General features: G+C 64.6%; 17 protein-coding genes. 6 read left to right on the forward strand and 11 right to left on the reverse strand.

Annotation, left to right across the window (positions count from 1 at the left end):
• The first annotated feature begins 7 nt into the window (after positions 1-7).
• The 3 genes from KO538_RS06235 (at position 8) to KO538_RS06245 (ending at position 5,409) form a co-directional block, all read left to right on the forward strand.
• Entirely contained in the window at positions 8-1,174 is a 1,167-nt protein-coding gene (locus KO538_RS06235; protein ID WP_219327783.1) for an efflux RND transporter periplasmic adaptor subunit, read from the forward strand.
• A gap of 9 nt (positions 1,175-1,183) precedes the next feature.
• Positions 1,184-4,300 carry an efflux RND transporter permease subunit gene (locus tag KO538_RS06240; RefSeq protein WP_072455630.1) on the forward strand — a complete coding sequence of 1,039 codons (3,117 nt, stop codon included), beginning with the start codon at positions 1,184-1,186 and terminating at the stop codon, positions 4,298-4,300.
• 131 nt (positions 4,301-4,431) lie between these two features.
• Positions 4,432-5,409 carry a hypothetical protein gene (locus KO538_RS06245; RefSeq protein ID WP_219327784.1) on the forward strand — a complete coding sequence of 326 codons (978 nt, stop codon included), beginning with the start codon at positions 4,432-4,434 and terminating at the stop codon, positions 5,407-5,409.
• Between the two features lie 39 nt (positions 5,410-5,448).
• Here KO538_RS06245 and KO538_RS06250 read toward each other — a convergent pair whose 3' ends face one another.
• The 9 genes from KO538_RS06250 to KO538_RS06290 form a co-directional block, all read right to left on the reverse strand.
• Positions 5,449-6,189: a tetratricopeptide repeat protein gene (locus KO538_RS06250; RefSeq protein ID WP_034747202.1), complete on the reverse strand. Its 741-nt coding sequence runs from the start codon at positions 6,187-6,189 to the stop codon at positions 5,449-5,451.
• Between the two features lie 91 nt (positions 6,190-6,280).
• Positions 6,281-7,675 (reverse strand): efflux transporter outer membrane subunit, encoded by a 1,395-nt coding sequence (locus KO538_RS06255; protein ID WP_219327785.1) that lies wholly within the window; start codon positions 7,673-7,675, stop codon positions 6,281-6,283.
• Positions 7,672-8,853, reverse strand: coding sequence for an HlyD family secretion protein (locus KO538_RS06260; protein WP_070301358.1), 1,182 nt, complete (start codon positions 8,851-8,853; stop codon positions 7,672-7,674). Before KO538_RS06260 ends, KO538_RS06255 begins: the two co-directional genes overlap by 4 nt.
• Entirely contained in the window at positions 8,840-10,534 is a 1,695-nt protein-coding gene (locus KO538_RS06265) for an MFS transporter (protein ID WP_219327786.1), read from the reverse strand. Before KO538_RS06265 ends, KO538_RS06260 begins: the two co-directional genes overlap by 14 nt.
• Positions 10,535-10,731: 197 nt before the next feature.
• Positions 10,732-13,143, reverse strand: coding sequence for a catalase (locus KO538_RS06270; RefSeq protein WP_307788867.1), 2,412 nt, complete (start codon positions 13,141-13,143; stop codon positions 10,732-10,734).
• Positions 13,144-13,391: 248 nt separating this feature from the next.
• On the reverse strand, positions 13,392-13,745 hold the full coding sequence (locus tag KO538_RS06275) for a YqjD family protein (RefSeq protein ID WP_219327787.1): 354 nt from the start codon (positions 13,743-13,745) through the stop codon (positions 13,392-13,394).
• A gap of 434 nt (positions 13,746-14,179) precedes the next feature.
• On the reverse strand, positions 14,180-14,584 hold the full coding sequence (locus KO538_RS06280; RefSeq protein ID WP_219327788.1) for an energy transducer TonB: 405 nt from the start codon (positions 14,582-14,584) through the stop codon (positions 14,180-14,182).
• A 19-nt stretch (positions 14,585-14,603) separates the two neighbouring features.
• Entirely contained in the window at positions 14,604-14,990 is a 387-nt protein-coding gene (locus KO538_RS06285; protein WP_219327789.1) for a hypothetical protein, read from the reverse strand.
• Between the two features lie 398 nt (positions 14,991-15,388).
• Positions 15,389-15,808, reverse strand: a complete 420-nt coding sequence (locus KO538_RS06290) for a DoxX family protein (RefSeq protein ID WP_217653682.1) — start codon at positions 15,806-15,808, stop codon at positions 15,389-15,391.
• A 187-nt stretch (positions 15,809-15,995) separates the two neighbouring features.
• On the opposite strand from KO538_RS06290, the gene KO538_RS06295 reads away from it, so the two are divergent.
• On the forward strand, positions 15,996-16,973 hold the full coding sequence (locus KO538_RS06295; RefSeq protein WP_219327790.1) for an alpha/beta fold hydrolase: 978 nt from the start codon (positions 15,996-15,998) through the stop codon (positions 16,971-16,973).
• Here KO538_RS06295 and KO538_RS06300 read toward each other — a convergent pair.
• Positions 16,963-17,148 (reverse strand): hypothetical protein, encoded by a 186-nt coding sequence (locus tag KO538_RS06300; protein ID WP_219327791.1) that lies wholly within the window; start codon positions 17,146-17,148, stop codon positions 16,963-16,965. The two genes, KO538_RS06295 and KO538_RS06300, sit on opposite strands and share 11 nt — an antisense overlap.
• Here KO538_RS06300 and KO538_RS06305 point away from each other — a divergent pair.
• A complete protein-coding gene (locus tag KO538_RS06305; RefSeq protein ID WP_219327792.1) occupies positions 17,138-17,881 on the forward strand; it encodes a sensor histidine kinase in 744 nt (247 codons plus the stop codon). The genes KO538_RS06300 and KO538_RS06305 overlap by 11 nt on opposite strands.
• Before the next feature lie 14 nt (positions 17,882-17,895).
• Entirely contained in the window at positions 17,896-18,537 is a 642-nt protein-coding gene (locus KO538_RS06310) for a response regulator transcription factor (protein WP_219327793.1), read from the forward strand.
• Between the two features lie 44 nt (positions 18,538-18,581).
• Here KO538_RS06310 and KO538_RS06315 read toward each other — a convergent pair whose 3' ends face one another.
• Complete coding sequence (locus KO538_RS06315; RefSeq protein ID WP_034747181.1) at positions 18,582-18,860, reverse strand: XapX domain-containing protein; 279 nt, start codon at positions 18,858-18,860, stop codon at positions 18,582-18,584.
• Between the last annotated feature and the right edge of the window lie 44 nt (positions 18,861-18,904).

Below are 18,904 nucleotides of genomic sequence, written 5' to 3' on the forward strand. Positions count from 1 at the left end.
ACACAACATGAAAAAAATGACCTTGAAACCGATGGCGCTCGTCCTGGCCGCCCTTTGCGTGATGCTGGGTGCGGGCGTGGCCCTGTACTCCCCTTCCTCCACGGCGGCCGACGACGCCAAGGATAAAAACGCGGCGCAAAAACCGGCGCTCACCGTCACCACGGCCAAGCCGCAGACGGCCAGCCTGCCCATCAAGCTGAAGGCCAACGGCAACGTGGCCGCCTGGCAGGAAGCCGTCATCGGCAGCGAATCGAACGGCTTGCGTCTGACCGACGTGCGCGTGAACGTGGGCGACGTCGTGCGCGCCGGCCAGGTGCTGGCCGTGTTCTCGAACGACACGGTGAACGCCGACGTGGCGCAGGCCAAGGCAGCCGTGCTGGAAGCGCAAGCCAATGCGGCGGAAGCGGCCGCCAACGCGCAGCGCGCCCGCTCGCTGCAAAGCACGGGCGCCATCAGCGCGCAGCAGATCAGCCAGTACCTGACGGCCGAGCAGACGGCCAACGCGCGCATCGCGTCCGCCAAGGCGCAGCTGGCGTCGCAGCAGCTGCGCCTGAAATACACGCAGGTGGCGGCGCCTGACAGCGGCATCATCTCTTCGCGTTCGGCCACCGTCGGTTCCGTCGTGGGCGCCGGCACGGAACTGTTCCGCATGATCCGCCAGGGCCGCCTCGAATGGCGCGCCGAAGTGACGGCCACCGAGCTGCTGAATCTGAAACCAGGCACCCTGGCGCAAGTGAAGGCGGCCAACGGCAGCGTCTTGACAGGCAAGGTGCGCATGATCGCTCCTACCGTCGATCCGCAGACGCGTTCCGCCCTCGTGTACGTGGACCTGCCTGCCGGCACGGGCAGCAATGCGCCGTTCAAGGCCGGCATGTACGCCAGCGGCGAATTCGAACTCGGCACCTCGGGCGCGCTGACCGTGCCACAGCAGGCGATCGCCGTGCGCGATGGTTTCAGCTATGTCTTCCGCCTGAATCCCGACCAGCGGGTCAGCCAGATCAAGGTGCAGGCCGGACGGCGCCTGAGCGACCGCATTGAAATCCTTGGTGGCATCACGGCCGACACGACGATTGTCGTCAGCGGCGCAGGCTTCCTCAATGACGGCGACCTGGTACGCAATGTACAGGCTCCGCCAGCGGCCAAGGCTGCCGTAGCACCGGCCGCGAAAAAGTAAGGAGAGGCCATGAATTTTTCCTCCCTCTCGATCAAGAACCCGATCCCGGCCATCATGCTGTTCGCGCTGCTGACCCTGGCCGGCCTGCTGGCCTACAAGGCCAATCCGGTGCAGGATTTCCCCGACATCGAACTGCCCATCGTCACCGTCAGCGCCGTGCTGCCCGGCGCCGCGCCAGCCCAGCTGGAAACGGAAGTGGCGCGCAAGATCGAAGACTCCGTCGCCACCCTGCAAGGCGTGAAAAACATCTACACCAAGGTGCTCGATGGCGTCGTCACGGTGACCGTCGAATTCATCCTGGAAAAGCAGATCGCCGAAGCCGTCAACGATGTACGCGACGCGGTCGCGCGCGTCAAGGCGGACATGCCGGCAGAGCTGCGCGACCCCACCGTCACCAAGGCTTCCACGGCAGGCAGGGTCGTGCTGACCTTTATCGCCACGGCGAAGCCGGGCGTGGACAACCCGCTCGACGCTCCCGACCTGTCGTGGTTCGTCGACAACACGGTGGCCAAGCGCCTCTTGACCGTGCCCGGCGTGGGTGCCGTCACCAGAGTCGGTGGCGTCTATCGCGAGATCCAGGTGGAACTCGACGAGGCGCGCATGGCCGCATTGAAAGTGTCGGCCCTCGACGTGTCACGCCAGCTGCGCCTGGTGCAGCGCGAAGCGCCTGGCGGCAGGGGCGACATCAGCGGCGCCGAGCAGTCGGTGCGCACCATCGCCACAGTGAAAACGGCCGATGAACTGTCGCGCGTGGAAGTGCCGCTGCCGGACGGGCGCCATGTGCGCCTGGACCAGGTCGCCACCGTGCGCGACACCATCGCCGAACCGCGCGCACTGGCCGAGCAGGATGGCAAGACGGTCGTCGCCTTTGAAGTGTTCCGCACCAAGGGCGCCAGCGAAGTGGCTGTCGCCAAGGGCGCGCGCGACGCCATCGCCGACCTGCAGAAGGAAAACCCGAACGTGGTGCTGCAGCAGTCGATCGACAATGCCTTCCCCGTCGAGGAAAACTTCGACGGCTCGATGGAGCTGCTGTACGAAGGCGCGCTGCTGGCCGTGCTGGTGGTGTGGTGGTTCCTGCGCGACTGGCGCGCCACCCTGGTGGCCGCCGCCGCCCTGCCCCTGTCCGTGATGCCCGCCTTCCTCGGCATCTACTGGTTCGGCTACACGCTCAATACCGTCACCCTGCTGTCGCTGGCCCTGGTCGTCGGCGTGCTGGTCGACGACGCCATCGTGGAAATCGAAAACATCGAGCGCCATCTGCGCATGGGCAAGTCGCCGATGGAAGCGGCCATGGAAGCGGCCGACGAAATCGGCATGGCGGTCATCGCCACCACTTTCGCGCTGGTAGCCGTGTTCCTGCCGACGGCCTTCATGAGCGGCATTCCCGGCCTGTTCTTCAAGCAGTTCGGCTGGACGGCCGTGCTGGCCGTGCTGGCGTCCCTGGTGGTGGCGCGGCTGCTCACGCCGATGATGGCGGCCTATATCCTGAAACCGCTGCCGCACAAGGAAGAGCAGGATGGCTGGCTGATGACGCGCTACCTGACGGTCATGCGCTGGTGCCTGAACCATCGCGGCATCACGGCCATCGCCGCGGCCCTGTTCTTTGTCGGCGCCATTGCGCTCGTGCCGCTGCTGCCGACTGGTTTCGTGCCGGCCGCCGACCGTGCGCAGACGCAGATCAACCTGGAACTGCCACCCGGCTCCACCCTGGGCGAAACGCAGGCCGTGGCAGCCCTGGCGCGCGATGCGGCCATGCGCACACCGGGCATCGAGGGTGTCTTCAGTTCGATCGGCGGCGGCTCCAGCGGCGACGCCTTCGCCCCCGGCGCCGCGGCCGAGGCGCGCCGCGCCGTGCTGACCCTGACCACCGTGCACCGCACGGAGCGCAAGGAATCGATGGCGGACCTGGAAACGCAGCTGCGCCAGAAGCTCGATACCATCCCCGGCGCCCGCTTCACGGTGGGACCGCCCGACACGGGCGTCAAGATGCAGCTGGTGCTGCGCTCGGAAGACCCGGTGGCGCTGATGGCCGCGGCGCAAAAGGTCGAGCGCGAACTGCGTGGCTTGAAAGGCATCGGCAACGTCAATTCCAGCGCCTCGCTGGTGCGCCCGGAAATCATCGTGCGTCCCGATTTCGCCAAGGCGGCCGACCTGGGCGTGACGGCTGCAGCCATCGGCGAGACCGTGCGCGTGGCCACGGCCGGCGACTACGACACGGACCTGACGAAAATGAACCTGCCCGAGCGGCAAGTGCCGATCCGCGTCAAGCTGCCCAACAGCGTGCGCGCAGACCTGGCAGCCATCGAGCGCCTGACCGTGCCCGGCAAGAATGGTCCCGTGCGCCTGGCGAACGTGGCCACGGTGACGATGGAAAGCGGCCCGGCGCAGATTGACCGCCTGAACCGCAGCCGCAACGTGACCCTCGACGTGGAACTCGGTTCGCGCACCCTGGGCGAACTGAATGAAGAGGCGCGCGCGCTGCCGTCGATGAAGAATTTGCCGCCATCCGTGAAGATCGCCGAACTGGGCGACGCGCAGGAAATGGCCTCGCTGTTCGCCAGCTTCGGCCTGGCCATGCTGATCGGCGTGCTGTGCATCTACTGCGTGCTGGTGCTGCTGTTCAAGGACTTCATGCAGCCGGTGACCATCCTGGCGGCGTTGCCGCTGTCGATCGGCGGCGCCTTCGTGGCGCTCCTGATCACGGGCAGCGCCCTGTCGATGCCGTCGATGATCGGCCTGATCATGCTGATGGGGATCGTCACCAAGAACTCGATCCTGCTGGTCGACTATGCGATCCTGGCGCGCCAGGCTGGCATGAACCGCTTCGATGCGCTGGTCGACGCCTGCCACAAGCGCAGCCGCCCCATCCTGATGACGACCATCGCCATGGGTGCCGGCATGATGCCGCTGGCGCTGGGCTGGGGCGCCGACCCCAGCTTCCGTTCGCCGATGGCCATTACCGTCATCGGCGGCCTGATCACGTCAACCCTGTTGAGCCTGCTGGTGGTGCCGGCCGTGTTCACCTACATCGACGATCTCGAGCACCTGCTCAAGCGCGGCATGGCGAAACTGCGCCGCCAGAAGGCGCCGCTGCGGCGCGATGACAAGGTGGCGCTGGAAAAATAAGCGCCACGGCAAATTGCAAAATCGCCCCGTGCGGGCAAGGAAACGAGGGACCGGCCGCCAGGCCGCGCTCCCTCGCTTTCATCTATCTGGCATACTGCGCCCATTCTCCATGAACGCAATCTGCCCTGCCTATGAATTACCGCACCCCGCTCGTCCTGCTGATGGCATCCGCGCTGCTCGGCGCCTGCTCGGACAAGACCGCCCCCGCCAGCGCCGACCTGGCAGCTGACGTGGTCACCGAAGTCCCCGCTGCCGCTGCCGCAGCAGACACCGCATCGGCCGAACACGTGCCGCCGCCATCCGCCACCGCACCGAGGACGGAAGCGATGAACACGCCCCAGGCACGCGAGCGTGAAGTGGGCATGATGCGCGCCGTCTTCGGCAAGGACTACCGCAGCGACAGCGAAGATGCGCTGGCCGACCTGCCTGATCCCGATAACCACATCGACAAGCTCAGTTACGTGGTCAGTGCCGTCAGCCACAAGCTGCTGCCCGATGGCAGCGCCATCCTGGTGGCGAATGCGGAAACGGCCAACACGGAAGGCACGGCCGAATCGGCGCATGCTTCGCCGGGGCTGCTGAATGTCTTTTTCCTGGCGCCCAAGGGCCAGCCGGAAGACGGCCAGTGGCAAGTCGTGAAACGCCTGGAAAACATCGCCGCCCTGGGTTCGTCGGGGCAGCTCGGAGAAGTCCACTGGGTGATGCTGGGCGCGAACAAGCCGGGACTGGCGATCCGCCATGGCTATACGGGCCAGGGCTACACCATCACGCAACTGGCCCTGTTTGAAATCGGCGACGGCAAGGTCACCTCACTCGATGGCGCCATCGACCTGTATTCGGACAATATGGGCGCCTGCGGGCCCGAGACGGACGAGTGCTGGATGGTCAAGGGGAACTGGCGCTTCGCGCCGGCGCGCAATGGCGGCGCCTATGATGACTTGCTGATCGATTTCAAGGGCGCCTCCGAGAAGATCAAGCCTGGCGTCACGGTCAAGCCCGACGAAGACCCGCCGCGCATCGCCACGCCCCTGAACAACCACGCGCGCTACGGCTTCGATGGCAAGGGATATAAACTGATTGAAGGGAAGAACACGGTGCCGGGCGTCTAATGGGGTCAGACCCGCCGGGTCTGACCCCACGTAAGCCAGCTACTTGCGCGCCGCTTCCAGGCGCGCCAGCAGCGGCGCATACATGGCACGCGTATGGCTGCTCCAGCGGGCCATAGCGCTGTCGATATCGAGCAGCAGGCGTTCCGACAATACCTTGTCGCCCTGCCGCAGCGCCCAGATCGCGCACTCCGCGCGGCACTCGAAGCTGTTGTAGCGCGTCAGCGCATCGTCGAATTCCGCCTTTGCTTCCACCTGGCGCCCGCTTTGCGCCAGCGCGCGCGCCGTCAGCAGGGACACCATCTCGGGACGGAAATGCATATCCGTGCGGCGGATGAATTCGAGGTGCGTCAAGGCCTCGGCGCCCCGTTCGCACTCCAGGTAGGCACGCGCCGCACCGAGGCGAATTTCCAGGTCCGATGCAAAAGCTCCCTGCAGGCAGGCTTCGTACGTCGATGCCGCTTCCTTTGCATTGCCCGCTTCGAGCTGCGCGCTGGCCAGACGCATCTGGTTTTGCGCCGTCGGCGTGTACTCAAAGGCCGCTTTCGCCTCGCGCAATTCGCGGTTCGGATCGAGTACCTGCACGGCCACCGACGCAACCTTGCGCGCGCCTTGCGGCAGGCGCGAATTGGGCAGGTAGATGGCGAAGAAATACACCACGCTGCCCAGCAGCGGGAACATGAATAAGATGAGCAGCCAGTACAGCTGCTGCCCGTTGCGCACCACGTGGATCGCAAAAAATACCGCGATCAGGATGTGGATGCCTATGCCAAAAATCGTCATGCTGCGACCTCGTTCGTGATGGGAGCAGCCGGCACCATGCCGCCGCTTTCCCTGCTCAGAATATTACACTGGCCGCGCCGTGCACACGCGCCTATTGCGCCTTGGCCGACCAGCCGCCGCCCATGGCGCGGTACAGGTCGACCGAGGCGACGAGGATGCGCGTCTTCAGCTGCAGCAGCCCCACGTCGGCGCTGTACAGGGTGCGCTGGGCGTCGAGTTCTTCCAGGTAGGAGGCGTAGCCGTTGCGGTAGCGGTTGTGCGCGATGCGCAAAGTGTCGGCCGCCGTGGCGCGGCGCGCATCGTTTTCCACGGCTTGCTGCCGCAGCCGGTAGATGGCGCCCAGGCTGTTCTCCGTTTCGGCGAAGGCATTGCGCACCACGTTTTCATATGTGTACACGAGCTGGTCGCGCTGGGCGCCCGCCGCATCCGTCTGCGCCTGCACCCGGCCGCCATCGAACAGGGGGCCGGCCGCCAGCGCCGTCAGGCGCCACAGGGCGGTCGGTGCATGCAGAAAATCGGTCAGGGTCGTGGCTTGCCCGCCGCCGACGGCCGTCAGCTTGAACGAGGGCAGCAGCTGGTCGCGCGTGGCGGCCAGGCTGGCGTTGGCGGCCGCCAGGTTGTGTTCCGCACGCGCGATGTCGGGCCGCCGGCGCAGCAATTCGGATGGCAGTCCGGCCGGCACGTCGGGCGCCGCCAGCTCGGCCAGCGGCAAGCCGCGCGCGATGGGACCGGGATTGCCGCCGACGAGGATGGCCAGCGCGTTTTCCTGTTCGAAGATCTGCCGCTGCAGCTGCGGCACCTGTTCGGCCGCCGCATGGTATTCCGATTGCGCCTGCAGCCATTCCAGGCGCGAGCTGTAGCCCACTTCGAACTGCTTGCGCGCCAGCTCGCGCGACTGTTCCCGCAGCTGCAGGGTCGATTGCGTGAGCGCCAGCTGCGCGTCGAGTCCCCGCAGATTCAGGTAAGCGGTCGCCACGCTGGCGGCGATCGACAGGGCCGCCGCATCGAGGCTCGCCTGCTCGGCGCGGTAGCTCTCGCCCGCCGCATCGCTCAGGCTCGCCAGCCGGCCCCACACATCGATCTCATAACTGGCCTGCAGTTCCGCCTGGAAGACATTCGTCACATACGGCTTGCCGCTGGACGCCAGGGTGCGCGTACGCGTGGGCGAACCGTCGAAGGCGAGGCTGGGTGCGCGGTTGGCGTCGGCCTGCGCCAGGCGCGCGCGGTATTCCTGCAAGCGGGCGCGCGCCACGCGCAAGTCGCCATTGCGCGCCAGCGCCTCGCCCACCAGGTCACTCAAGACCGGGTCGCCAAAGGCTTGCCACCACAACTGCTCGACATGGGCCTCGGTCGCCGCAGGCGCACCGGCCGCTTGCGCGCGCCAGCCGGATGGCAGCTGCAGTGCCGACGCAGGCTGCGGTGGCGCGTTGGCGGCGCAACCGGCCAGCGCCAGCGCGCCGGCCATCAGCAGGAAACGGCGCTTCATGGCTTGGCCTTCTTCGGCGGCGGTGGCGGCGCCGGATTGTCCGCCGAGTCGTTCAGCACGGCAGACGTATCGACGCTGACCACCACCGACATGCCGGGCACGAGCCGGCGCGCATTCGCCTGCCCCGGATCGATGCGGATACGCACGGGAATGCGCTGGGCGATTTTAAGGTAGTTGCCCGTCGCGTTATCGGCCGGCAGCACGGAAAACTCGGAACCGGTGGCCGGCGAAATGCGCTCCACCTGGCCCGTCAGCACGGCGCCGTCGAGCGCGTCGACGTGGAAAGTGGCGCTTTGCCCTTCCTGCACGCCGTTCATCTGCGTTTCCTTGAAATTGGCGATCACCCACATCTGTCGCGGCACCAGCGCCATCAGCTGCGCGCCCGAATTCACGTATGCGCCCTGGCGCACCGTCACCTGGCCCAGTTGGCCATCGGATGGCGCCACGATGCGCGTGTTATCGAGGTCGATCTTGGCCGCCTTGACGGCCGCCTGCGCATTGGCCACGGCCGCTTCCAGCGCCTGTTTGTTGACCACCACGCTATGCACGCTTTGCTGGGCGATGTCGAGATTGGCGCGCGCCTGCGCCAGCGCCGCCGCCATCTGCGCCTGCGTGGCGCGCGACTGGTCATGTTCGCGCTGCGACAGCGAGCCATCGGCCACCAGCTGTTCCACGCGATTGAGGTCGGCGCTGGCCTTGCGCGCCTGCGCTTCCGCATTCGCCATCACGGCCTCGCTGACGGAAATGCCCGCCTGTGCGCTGGCCTTTTGCTGCGCCCAGTTCGACAGCGCCGCCTGCTGCGCGGCCAGCTGGGCCTGCGCCTGCTCGTAGCGCTGCTGGTAGATGCGGTCGTCGATACGCACCAGCAGCTGGCCTTCCTTGACGTCCATGAAATCCTGCACCGTCACTTCCACCACATAGCCCGACAGCTGTGTGCCGATGATGGTCACCTGTCCGCGCACGGTGGCGTTTTCCGTCGTCACGATGGGACTCGTGAACGGCGGCAGACGCCACGCGTACAGCACGATCAGCACGCCCACCAGGGCCACGGCGGCAAAGGCCAGCGCGGACAGCCACTGGTGGCGCCGGTCCGGCTGCGCCGTGGAAGTGGTTGGCGCCGGCGTGGTCGCGGCTGCGGGCGTTGTCGGTGCTGGTGGCGGAGTATTATTTTCTGTCATTGCTCGGTTCCGAATTGGTAATGGGGACGATGGCCATGGCCGTCTGCGCATCGCGCACGGGGCCGACCAGGCGGCGCGCGCCGGTGGTGATGCGGGTCCAGGACTGGCTGACCAGCATCCAGATCAGGGTGGCAATGGCGACGCCGGCGATCATCAAAAAAACGTCGTTATAGGCCAGCACATTGGCTTCGCGCGTGGCGATGGCGCCCAGGCGCGCCACGCCCTGGGCGCTGCGCAAGGCGGGGTCCATCAGCACGCCGCCATAGCTTGCGGCACCCGACTGCACGCGCGCCGCCACCTGCGGATCCAGCATGCTCAGGTGCTCGACCAGGTAGCTGGAATGGTATTTTTCGCGCGCCGTCTGGATGGTGCCGACGATGGCCGCACCGAGCAGACCGCCCAGGTTCTGCGTCATGGTAAACATCACGGAAAAGCTCACGAGGTTGCGCGGTTCGGCGATCACGGCGCCCATGCCCGCCACCATCGTGGGACCGAGAAAATACGTGCCGCCAAAGGCCAGCAGGAACTGGCTTACATACATGTTGACGGGGCGCGTCTGGCTGGTGGCGTGCGCGTCGATCAGGGCGCCGGCAGCGATCAGCAGCAGCGCGAACATCAGCGAGCGGTTCAGGGTGGCCGGATTGATCGTCAGCGCGCTGACCACCAGGCCCGCCACGCTGCCCAGCAGCACCACGACGAACAGGTTCTGCATCTGGTCCGTGTTCAGGCCCAGCGCCTGCAGAAAGCCGACGGCGCCCGTCGATTCGGACAGCACGATGCGAAACAGCAGCACCGATAAAAACAGCTTGGCGATCTTGCCCGTCGTGAGCCAGCGCGTGTTAAGCAGCGGGCGCGCGCGGTTATGTTCGATGGCCAGCGAGGCGGCGATCAGCACGATGGAGCACGCCAGGCACACGCCCACCCACTCCGACTCCATCCACCACGCCGTGCGCCCCTGCGCCAGCACGGCGCACAGCAGCGCCACGCCGGGCGCGAACAGGATGAAGGTGAGGAAATCGAGCGGCTCGAACGTCTGCACCCGGTCGCCGGGCGGCAGCTTCAGGGCCAGCACGCAGCCCAGCGCCAGCAGGGCCAGTCCCAGTTCGAACAGGTACAAGCCGTGCCATTCGCCGATCTGCAGCAGTTCGGAAGTAAAAATGCGCGCCAGGGGCAGCGCCAGCTGGGCAAAACCCAGGCCCAGTACCACGCCCTTCAGGCGGTGCCGTGCGGGAAACGCCTGCAAGGTGTAGTACAGCCCCAGCACCCCAAGCGCGCCGCCCACCATGCCATGCGCGGCGCGCACGGCGATCGCCGACGGCAAGGTATTGGCATACAAGTGGGCGAACGTCACCAGCGCATACAGCACCAGGAACGCTTCCGTAAACAGGCGCAGGCCGAACTGCTGGCGGAACTTCACCAGCAGCAGATTCATGGAAACGATGGTCATCACATAGGCGGCCGGCAGCCACTGCATCTGGTAGGCATAGGCGGCCAGCGAACCTTGCAGGTTCAGCAAATTGGCCGTCACCAGGCCGTTGCCCAGTCCCCCCGTCAGCGCGACGATCAGGCCGACGATGAAATACGCGACACGCTTGGGCGTCGAATGTTCGGGCATCGATGGCGACCCGGGCAAGGTCGGGCGTTCGCCCGGCCCCCAGGTGCGAGGTGTGTACTTGTCCATGCGGTAATCGCGATCCGGTTTGCTGAAGCCGTTCCTTGCTGCTGTTATAGAAATAGTTGCAAATGAACAGTTCTAGTCAGCAGCATATCACCGCGGGACGTTTTTATTGTTTACATTGTTGCAGGGCGTTGCGCACGAAACGCAAACAGGGTATGCAGCGGGGCCGGCGGATCCGGCCCCTGTGCAGACGCAGTCACTCACACCCGCGGCGGATCCGTCTCGCGCGCAAACGCCCGGTGCGCGGCCAGCGCTTTCTTGAACGCAGCCACGGCTTTCGCTAGGTCGCCGGAAGGCGCGACGATGATGGCGGGATCGGGTTTGCCGTCGGGCAGGGTCACCGGCACGCCCGCCTTGTCCAGCAAGTCCTTGCCAACGCCGATAGCCAGCATCGGCTTGCAGTGGCGGTATTGCAGGCGCAGGAAGTCGAGCGCGTTGGCGTCGCTGCCCAGCTGCTGCACGGCGCCCTGGCCGTCGGGCACCACGACGGCGTCGAACAATACCCCCGGCCCTGCTTCGAGCGAGATTTCCACGTCCAGCGGCGCGCCGCCGCTCGTATCGACTTTGCCCAGGTGGCTGCCTACCAAGCGCGGCGCGGCGCCATCGGCCAGCAGCGAGGCATAGATGCTGCGCACCTGCGCGCCATCGCTGCCCGGCCCCACCAGGATTGCCACGCGCCGGGTATGGATGCCCGTCTTGCCAGGGCGGAAAAAGAGCGACAGGGCTGGCGATGGCGGATACGCGGGCAGCGGATCCAGGGAAGCGCGCGGCATGACGGGCGGTAGCGCCAGGCCCAGGCCATCGGCCAGGCGCTGCGCCAGGGTCTCGTCGACATTGCGCAGCATGGCGACGATGCGCTGGCGGATGGCCACCGTCTGCACCTTGCTCAGTTCAAAGCGGAACGCATGCACAATGTGCTCTTGTTCGATAGGCGTCTGGCTGATCCAGAACAGGCGCGCCTGTCCATAATGCTCGGCGAACTTCTCGGGCTTGCCGCGTACCTTGTCGCCTTCGGCGGACGCAGGAAAACTGTTGAAACCCTTGGTGCCCGCCTGAAACGGACAGCCGCCCGCCAGCGAGTTCGGTTCATACGCGACACGGCCCCGGTTGATGGCCTGGCGGTGCATGCCGTCGCGCTGGTTGTTATGCACGGGCGCCAGCGGCGCATTGATGGGAATCTCGTGGAAATTCGGACCGCCCAAGCGCGTCAGCTGGGTATCGACATAGGAATGGATACGCCCCTGCAGCAGCGGGTCGTTACTGAAATCGATGCCGGGCACGATGTGCGCCGTACAGAAGGCCACCTGCTCCGTCTCGGCAAAAAAATTGTCGGGATTGCGGTTCAGGACCATTTTTCCGACGGGGATCAGAGGGACGACTTCTTCGGGAATCAGCTTGGTCGGGTCGAGCACGTCGAAGGGAAACGCTTCCGCCTGCGCTTCCGTGAAAACCTGGAAGGACAGCTCGTATTCGGGATACTCGCCACACTCGATGGCTTCCCACAGGTCGCGCCGGTGGAAGTCGGAATCGGCGCCGCTGATCTTGACGGCCTCGTCCCACACGAGCGAATGCGTGCCGGCCATCGGCGACCAGTGGAATTTGCAGAACACGGACTGGCCCTTGGCATTGACGAGGCGGAAGGTGTGCACGCCGAAGCCCTGCATCATCCGGTAACTGCGCGGGATGGCGCGGTCCGACATGACCCACATCAGCATGTGCGTGATTTCCGGCGACAGCGACGCAAAATCCCAGAAGGTGTCGTGCGCGCTGGCCGCCTGCGGCATGCCGTGGTGCGGCTCGGGCTTGACGGCGTGCACCACGTCGGGGAATTTCATCGCATCCTGGATGAAGAAGACGGGGATGTTATTGCCTACCAAATCCCAGTTGCCCTCGTCCGTATAAAACTTCACGGCGAAGCCGCGCACGTCGCGCGCCGTATCGGTCGAACCGCGTTCGCCGGCCACCGTGGAAAAGCGCACGAAGACGGGCGTGCGCTTGCCCGCCTTGGCGAACGGCGCGGCGCGCGTCAGCTTGCTTTGTTCCTTGTAGCATTCGAAATAGCCGTGGGCGGCCGAACCGCGCGCATGCACGACGCGCTCGGGGATGCGTTCATGGTCGAAATGCGTGAGCTTTTCACGCAGGATGAAATCTTCCATCAGGGTGGGGCCGCGCAAGCCCGCCTTCAAGGAATTCTGATTGTCGCCCACGGGCACGCCCTGGTTCGTCGTCAGCACGCAGCCGCTGTCGTCGCTGCGGGCGTGATCCAGCGAGCTATTCAGCGCATTGTCACCCAGCGCGGGCTGGCCATCGCCCGTCTTAGGAGACGCTGTCGTTTCTCCCGTGGTGCTGGCCGTGGCCAGCGGTTCGCCCGTTGCCACATGCACGCCTTCGACCGGTGTGCGCGCCGCGTCGCCATACTGGCCATCTTCCTTGGGATTGACCGCCATGGCGGCGGACAACTGCTGGCCGGCGGCCGTCTTTTGCAGCAGCGCACGGGTCACGTCATTGTCCGCGCCCAGGCTGTGCGGCGCATTGCTGTCGGATGGGCCGGACATGCTGCTCAATACGGAACCGGCACCGTCCGTGGACGGCGTTTTCTTGTTGGTAGCCATTACATCTCCTGTGAGTAGTCTGCCCCGGGAAGTAACGCTACAACTCCCTCATTCAGCGCACGAACAGGGCAATCAAAATAATGATGGGAATAGGTATGCCGATCAACCACAACAAAATGGAGCGCATCATCACTCTCCTTTACTGCTTGCTACTACTTTGTACCTTGTGCGCGTGGGCGCCGGCCCGCCCCGCCATGACGGCGAAGGGAACAGCGCCCACGACAGTACCTTCCAGGAAGGCGCAGAACTTATCTACGCGAACCCAGCAATTTCGACAGGCCATAACCGGCCGCTGCCGCGATCAGCAGGGACACGGCCGGGCGTTCGCGCACATAACCGCGGCCCGTTTCGCCGGCACGCTGGCAGGCGGCACCCAATTGCTTGCCGCGTGCCATCAGGCGTTCGGAAGCCTTGTTGACGCTGTCGCTGACCTGGCCGAGGCGTTCACCCACCTGGTCCACGCTGTCATGGGCGCGCGTGGCCACCTTGTCGGCCAGGGGCTGGGCCTGGCTTGCCACCTTGTCGATGGTACGGTGCAAATCCTGGCGAGTATCCTGGGCGGTGCCATTCATATCGGAGCTGGTTTTTTCAATCGCGTTCATGATGGTTTCCTTTAACAGTGAATAATTTCAACCATGCTCGATGCCGTGACCGAATCATGATTCTCCTCGCTTCGGGGAAAAAGAAGCGGCTAAACGCTGCCGGGCTGAGCCATATCAAACAGTGGATCAGCAGCAAGCTGTTGGCACTACCTTAACTGCGTCCGCCCCGCGCCACCGTGCGCTGCCACACCTTGAAGCGCAGACTTAAATGCCTGTCAGAAATAACAATCCCCGCCGGCCTGGTGGGGCGGGCGGGGATGGAGGTGAGTTTGGCAGGCCTGGCCGGCGTGCGCAGCGAAGAGAACGCGTGTTGTGATCCGCATCGTCCTCACCGGCACCAGTCACACGCGCAACGACGGCATCCATCGAAGAAAGAAACCACGGTGCGAACGGCTGCTTCCTATAGCAAGGACGATGGGCCAGGCGTTCCGATATCAGAAACCTGTCTCTTCAAGACTCCATACATATTGGATATAGGACCAAGCCTCAACCGTTTTTCCATCGATGACGGCAGGTTCAAATCGACATTTAGACAAGGAAATCAACGCAGCATCATCCAAATCCGCATTGCCGCTTGATTTTTTCACCTTGGCATCCAAAACCATTCCGTTGACGCCTATCAAAAAGCTCAAAGTGACTGTGCCTTCTGCTTGTTTAAGCTGCGCGGCACGCGGGTAAACTGGTTTCCGGCAACTTGCGCCAATGCTGCCATCGATGCTGGAAGCCTGCTGGCCAAATCCTGTGTCTTTAACAAATTGCGCATTTGCAGGCAGGTTAACGACCCAGCAGGCGCCCCCGGAAACCACCGCTAGCAAAATTTTAAAAAATGGCGTTGACATTGATATAAACCCTTGCCTGTCAAGGTTGCAGGGGAGTGGCAGCGTGCGTCAGACGACGTGGCCGAAGCAAGATGGCTCGAGAAATGACGTGGACCCTGCCGCTAAAATTGAGCTGTTCAACTTGACGAATGACCCGCGTTAAATCCTGTTCGGATGTTACGCCATCGAATTGAATTTCTATCTCAACGCTTCCATGGCTGGTGCTGGAATTGACTTGCGCTACGCGCTCGAGCTTGTAAAAAGACTGTTCAAGCGGAGTCGTGATGAGAGTCATCAACTGCTCGGGCAAACTTTCGCTGACGTTGTACTGAACGGATACGACAGGGGCGCACGGCTGACTTGCGCCAGCGGCTGCAGCGGCGGCAAAGAGCGCCGCGGCCATCGGAAAGAAGGATTTCGACGACACGGTGCACCTCTTCTTATCAAGATAAAAACCACACCATCTGCTCCTGGTAACCAACAACGGTTACTTGCCAGGCAGGCTTTCAGGGAGTTTTTTGGTCGGTTTTCTTCCCTGGCCATATGGCCGAGCATATACCACAAAACACGCCTACAAAGACGGCACGGTGCCAGTCGAATGCATGCGTATCGCTCATCAGGCCTGTATAGAGAAGGCTGCCCGTGGCGGTCCCCAAAGTGGTGATTACAAATGTCTTCATGGTCCGCCAACTCCCATTCATTGAAATAAAGCCCGACGAAATGACAACGGCACCTGAATATTGTATCCAGATAAACGGCATCGTGGCATTAAAAATAAGAAATTATATTTGGACCATGAAACTGGTATGCATGCCAATACCTGAGTCAAGCACGCAGGCGCAACCGCGCATCGAGCGAATAGCGTCCAGCGCCGCTGATGGCAATGGTGCCAAAGACGATGATCAGCAGCCAGCCGAACTGGCCGTCGGCGATGCTCCAGTCCGGGTGCACGAGCAGCATGGACACGCCCAGCAGGAACAGCAATGGCAGGCAGGCCAGGCGTGTCAGCAAGCCGGCGGCGACCAGCAGCGGGCAGACAATTTCCGCGAACAGGGCGCAGTACAGGGTGACGGCGCGGCCCAGGTGCAGCGGGTCGTCGATGTGCGCCAGTTCATCGGAAAAATGCAGCAGCTTGGGCAGCCCGTGCACGTGCAGCACCAGCAGCGCGCCCGTCAGGCGCGCAAACAGCATACCCGCATCGGGTAAAAAGGGGCCGGCCAGCGCCGCCATCCAGTTTTTCTTCATGATCGCTCCAGTGGGAAAGCCAGTCGGCGCGGCGCGCCGCTGCCAGCCATCATAGGCAGGCGGACACGTGGGCGCGACTGGTCTTTTGGCAGAGGCGCCGGCGCGCGCGAAGGCCTAAACTGGCCGATGCCATCACTGGTCCAGGCCGTAACCGGCCTCCCTCCCCCATCCCCGAAGGAAATGCATCATGTCGAAGAAAATCGAAGCCGAAGAAGTCACTTCCCGCCGCAAGCTGCTCGTCAGCGTCGCCGGTGTCGCCGCCGGTGCGGGCCTGCTGGCCGCCGGTGGCGCCAGCGCCGCCGCCAAGCCTGCCGCTGCCGCCACCGCACCGGGCAAGCTCACCGTCAACAGCGTCACCGTCAAGGACGGCACCGTCATCCACTTCAAGGACTGGGGCACGGGCACGCCCGTCGTCTTCAGTCACGGCTGGCCATTGCAGGGCGACGCCTGGGAAGACCAGATGATGTTCCTGGCCAGCCACGGCTACCGCGTGATCGCGCATGACCGCCGCGGCCACGGCCTGTCCAGCCAGCCATGGCAGGGCAATGACATGGATACCTACGCCGACGACCTGGCCACCCTGCTCGACGCGCTCGACATCAAGGGCGCGACCCTGGTCGGCCATTCGACGGGCGGCGGCGAAGTGGCGCGCTATATCGGCCGCCATGGCGAAAAACGCGTGGCCAAGGCCGTGCTGGTGGGCGCCGTGCCGCCGCAGATGGTCAAGTCGGACACCAATCCGGGCGGCTTGCCGATGTCCGTGTTTGACGGCATCCGCGCCGGCGTGCTGGCCGACCGTTCGCAATTCTTCAAGGACCTGACCGTGCCGTTCTTCGGCGCCAACCGTCCCGGCAACAAAGTGTCGCAAGGCATGCGCGACACCTTCTGGCTGCAGGGCATGCAGTGCGGCATCAAGAACGCCTACGATTGCATCAAGCAATTTTCCGAGACGGACTTCACGGCCGACCTGAAGAAAATCTCCGTGCCGACCCTGGTCGTGCACGGAGGCGACGACCAGATCGTGCCGATCGACGCTTCCGGCAAGGCCGCGGCCAAGCTCATCAAGAACGCCAAGCTGGTCATCTATGAAGGTGCGCCGCACGGCTTGCCGGCCACCCACAAGGACCGCCTGAACGAAGACTTGCTGGCCTTTATCAAGTCCTGATCCGTTCTTCGCTCCCCGCACCGCCGGCCTGCCCGGCGGTGTTTATCGCCTCCGCCGCATAAAAAAACCGCCCGCCTCCCCCATTCGTATAACTGCCTTGCCTGACGGCGCGTGCATACTTGTTGCAATGCGGCATACGCCGCGACAGCGACAGGAGCACGGCGATGGCCAGCATGCATTATTTCCCTCAGAAGCAAGACGCCGGCCTGGCGCACGCGCAGCACATGGGCGGCATGGACGGCATGGGTGAATTTGCCGCATCGGTCGCGCACGAGGTGCGCCAGCCGCTGGCGGCCATCGCGCTCAATGCCGATGCCGCCTTGCGCTGGCTCGACCACGATCCGCCCCGCCTCGACGAGGCGCGCGCGGCGCTGGCCCTGGTCGCCAGCGCCGGCAGCCATGCCAGCGCCGTGCTGCGCAGCGTGCATGGCCTGGCCTGCAAGACGCCGGGCAGCCACGATCATTTTGTGGCCGACGACGCTGTGCAGGATCTGCTGCCGCTGCTGCGCGCACCGCTGCAACGCCACGCCATCCACCTGGAAACGCAACTGGCACCTGGCCGCCCGCTGCTGCACGCCGACCCGGTGCAATTCCGCCAAGTCCTCCTGAACCTGCTGATGAACGCCATCGAAGCCCTGCAGGGCGCCAGCGGCAGGCCGCGCACGGTGCTGCTGTCCTCGCGCCTCGATGGGGGCGTGCAGCATTTCAGCATCGCCGACAATGGCGCCGGCATCGCGCCGCAGGCAGCCGGCCGCCTGTACGACGCCCTGTATTCCAGCAAGCCGGACGGCATGGGCATGGGCCTGGCCATCTGCCGCCGCATCGTCGACGCGCATGGCGGGCGCCTGTGGCATGCGCCCGGCGCACCCCACGGCAGCGTCTTCCACTTCACCCTGCCAGCGTTATGAGGACAACCATGGACATGACCACGCCTCCGGCCGATCCGCCGATTACCCTCTTGATCGCCGACGACCACCCGCTGATCCTGGCCGGCCTGGCTTCGCTGATCGCATCACTGCCTGGACTGCGCCTGCTGGGCCAGGCCGGCACGGGCCTCGCCGCCGTGGAGCTGTACCGGGAGCTGCGGCCCGACGTGGTGCTGATGGATTTGAACATGCCGGAGATGCATGGCATCGAGGCGATCGAGCGCATCTGCGCAGACGACGCGCAAGCGAAGATCGTCATCCTCACCAGCTACCAGGGCGAGGACAGCGTGCACCGGGCCTTGCGCGTCGGCGCGCGCGGCTACCTGCTGAAGGATTCCGGCTTCCTGCAACTGACGCAGTGCATCCGCCAGGTGGCCGCCGGCAGGCACTACCTGCCGCCGGAACTGGCGGCGCAGCAGGCCAGCCGCATCGACGCGAACCGCCTGTCGAAACGCGAGCACGACATCCTGCTGCACCTGTCCGCAGGCAAGAGCAACAAGATGATCGCGCGCAGCGCCGGCATCGAGGTGGGCACCGTCAAATTCCACGTGAATAATATTTTGACCAAGCTCAACGTATCAAGCCGCACCGAGGCGGCCACGGTGGCCGCCCGGCGCGGCTTGCTGGGCGCGTTCTAGCTGCCGGGAAACGGGGTCAGACCCGTCGGGTCTGACCCCAGCATTTACGCTGCATCATCATCCAACTTTGCCGCGGCCTTGGCCAGCGTTGGCTTGGCTTCCACGCCGCTGATCTTCGGCACGCATTCACTGCGCAGCCACGATACCGTCACGGCTTCGCCCGCCATCAGGCGCTTGACGCTGGGGACGATCTGTTCGCCGATCAGCATGCCCAGCAGGCCGATCAGGGCAATGGCTGGCGGCGCCGGCGAGCGCACCTGCAAGACGGCGTAGATGATGCCAACCAACAAGCCCACGGCCAGCGAAATCACATATAACTTCATGGCGCATTCCTTTCGATGAAAAAAAACGCCGCGCGCGGTCAGGC

Source organism: Janthinobacterium sp. NKUCC08_JDC, from assembly GCF_019345575.1.
In the GTDB taxonomy this organism is placed as follows: domain Bacteria; phylum Pseudomonadota; class Gammaproteobacteria; order Burkholderiales; family Burkholderiaceae_D; genus Janthinobacterium; species Janthinobacterium aestuarii.

Coding starts and splice junctions, on each gene's coding strand:
- KO538_RS06250 (WP_034747202.1), bottom strand. CDS start 6,189: ATGACGATTTTTGGCATAGGCATCCACATCCTGATCGCGGTATTTTTT.
- KO538_RS06255 (WP_219327785.1), bottom strand. CDS start 7,675: ATGAAGCGCCGTTTCCTGCTGATGGCCGGCGCGCTGGCGCTGGCCGGT.
- KO538_RS06260 (WP_070301358.1), bottom strand. CDS start 8,853: ATGACAGAAAATAATACTCCGCCACCAGCACCGACAACGCCCGCAGCC.
- KO538_RS06300 (WP_219327791.1), bottom strand. CDS start 17,148: ATGCTGGCCATCGCCGTGCTCCTGTCGCTGTCGCGGCGTATGCCGCAT.
- KO538_RS06270 (WP_307788867.1), bottom strand. CDS start 13,143: ATGGCTACCAACAAGAAAACGCCGTCCACGGACGGTGCCGGTTCCGTA.
- KO538_RS06265 (WP_219327786.1), bottom strand. CDS start 10,534: ATGGACAAGTACACACCTCGCACCTGGGGGCCGGGCGAACGCCCGACC.
- KO538_RS06310 (WP_219327793.1), top strand. CDS start 17,896: ATGACCACGCCTCCGGCCGATCCGCCGATTACCCTCTTGATCGCCGAC.
- KO538_RS06305 (WP_219327792.1), top strand. CDS start 17,138: ATGGCCAGCATGCATTATTTCCCTCAGAAGCAAGACGCCGGCCTGGCG.
- KO538_RS06280 (WP_219327788.1), bottom strand. CDS start 14,584: ATGTCAACGCCATTTTTTAAAATTTTGCTAGCGGTGGTTTCCGGGGGC.
- KO538_RS06295 (WP_219327790.1), top strand. CDS start 15,996: ATGTCGAAGAAAATCGAAGCCGAAGAAGTCACTTCCCGCCGCAAGCTG.
- KO538_RS06245 (WP_219327784.1), top strand. CDS start 4,432: ATGAATTACCGCACCCCGCTCGTCCTGCTGATGGCATCCGCGCTGCTC.
- KO538_RS06275 (WP_219327787.1), bottom strand. CDS start 13,745: ATGAACGCGATTGAAAAAACCAGCTCCGATATGAATGGCACCGCCCAG.
- KO538_RS06240 (WP_072455630.1), top strand. CDS start 1,184: ATGAATTTTTCCTCCCTCTCGATCAAGAACCCGATCCCGGCCATCATG.
- KO538_RS06290 (WP_217653682.1), bottom strand. CDS start 15,808: ATGAAGAAAAACTGGATGGCGGCGCTGGCCGGCCCCTTTTTACCCGAT.
- KO538_RS06315 (WP_034747181.1), bottom strand. CDS start 18,860: ATGAAGTTATATGTGATTTCGCTGGCCGTGGGCTTGTTGGTTGGCATC.
- KO538_RS06235 (WP_219327783.1), top strand. CDS start 8: ATGAAAAAAATGACCTTGAAACCGATGGCGCTCGTCCTGGCCGCCCTT.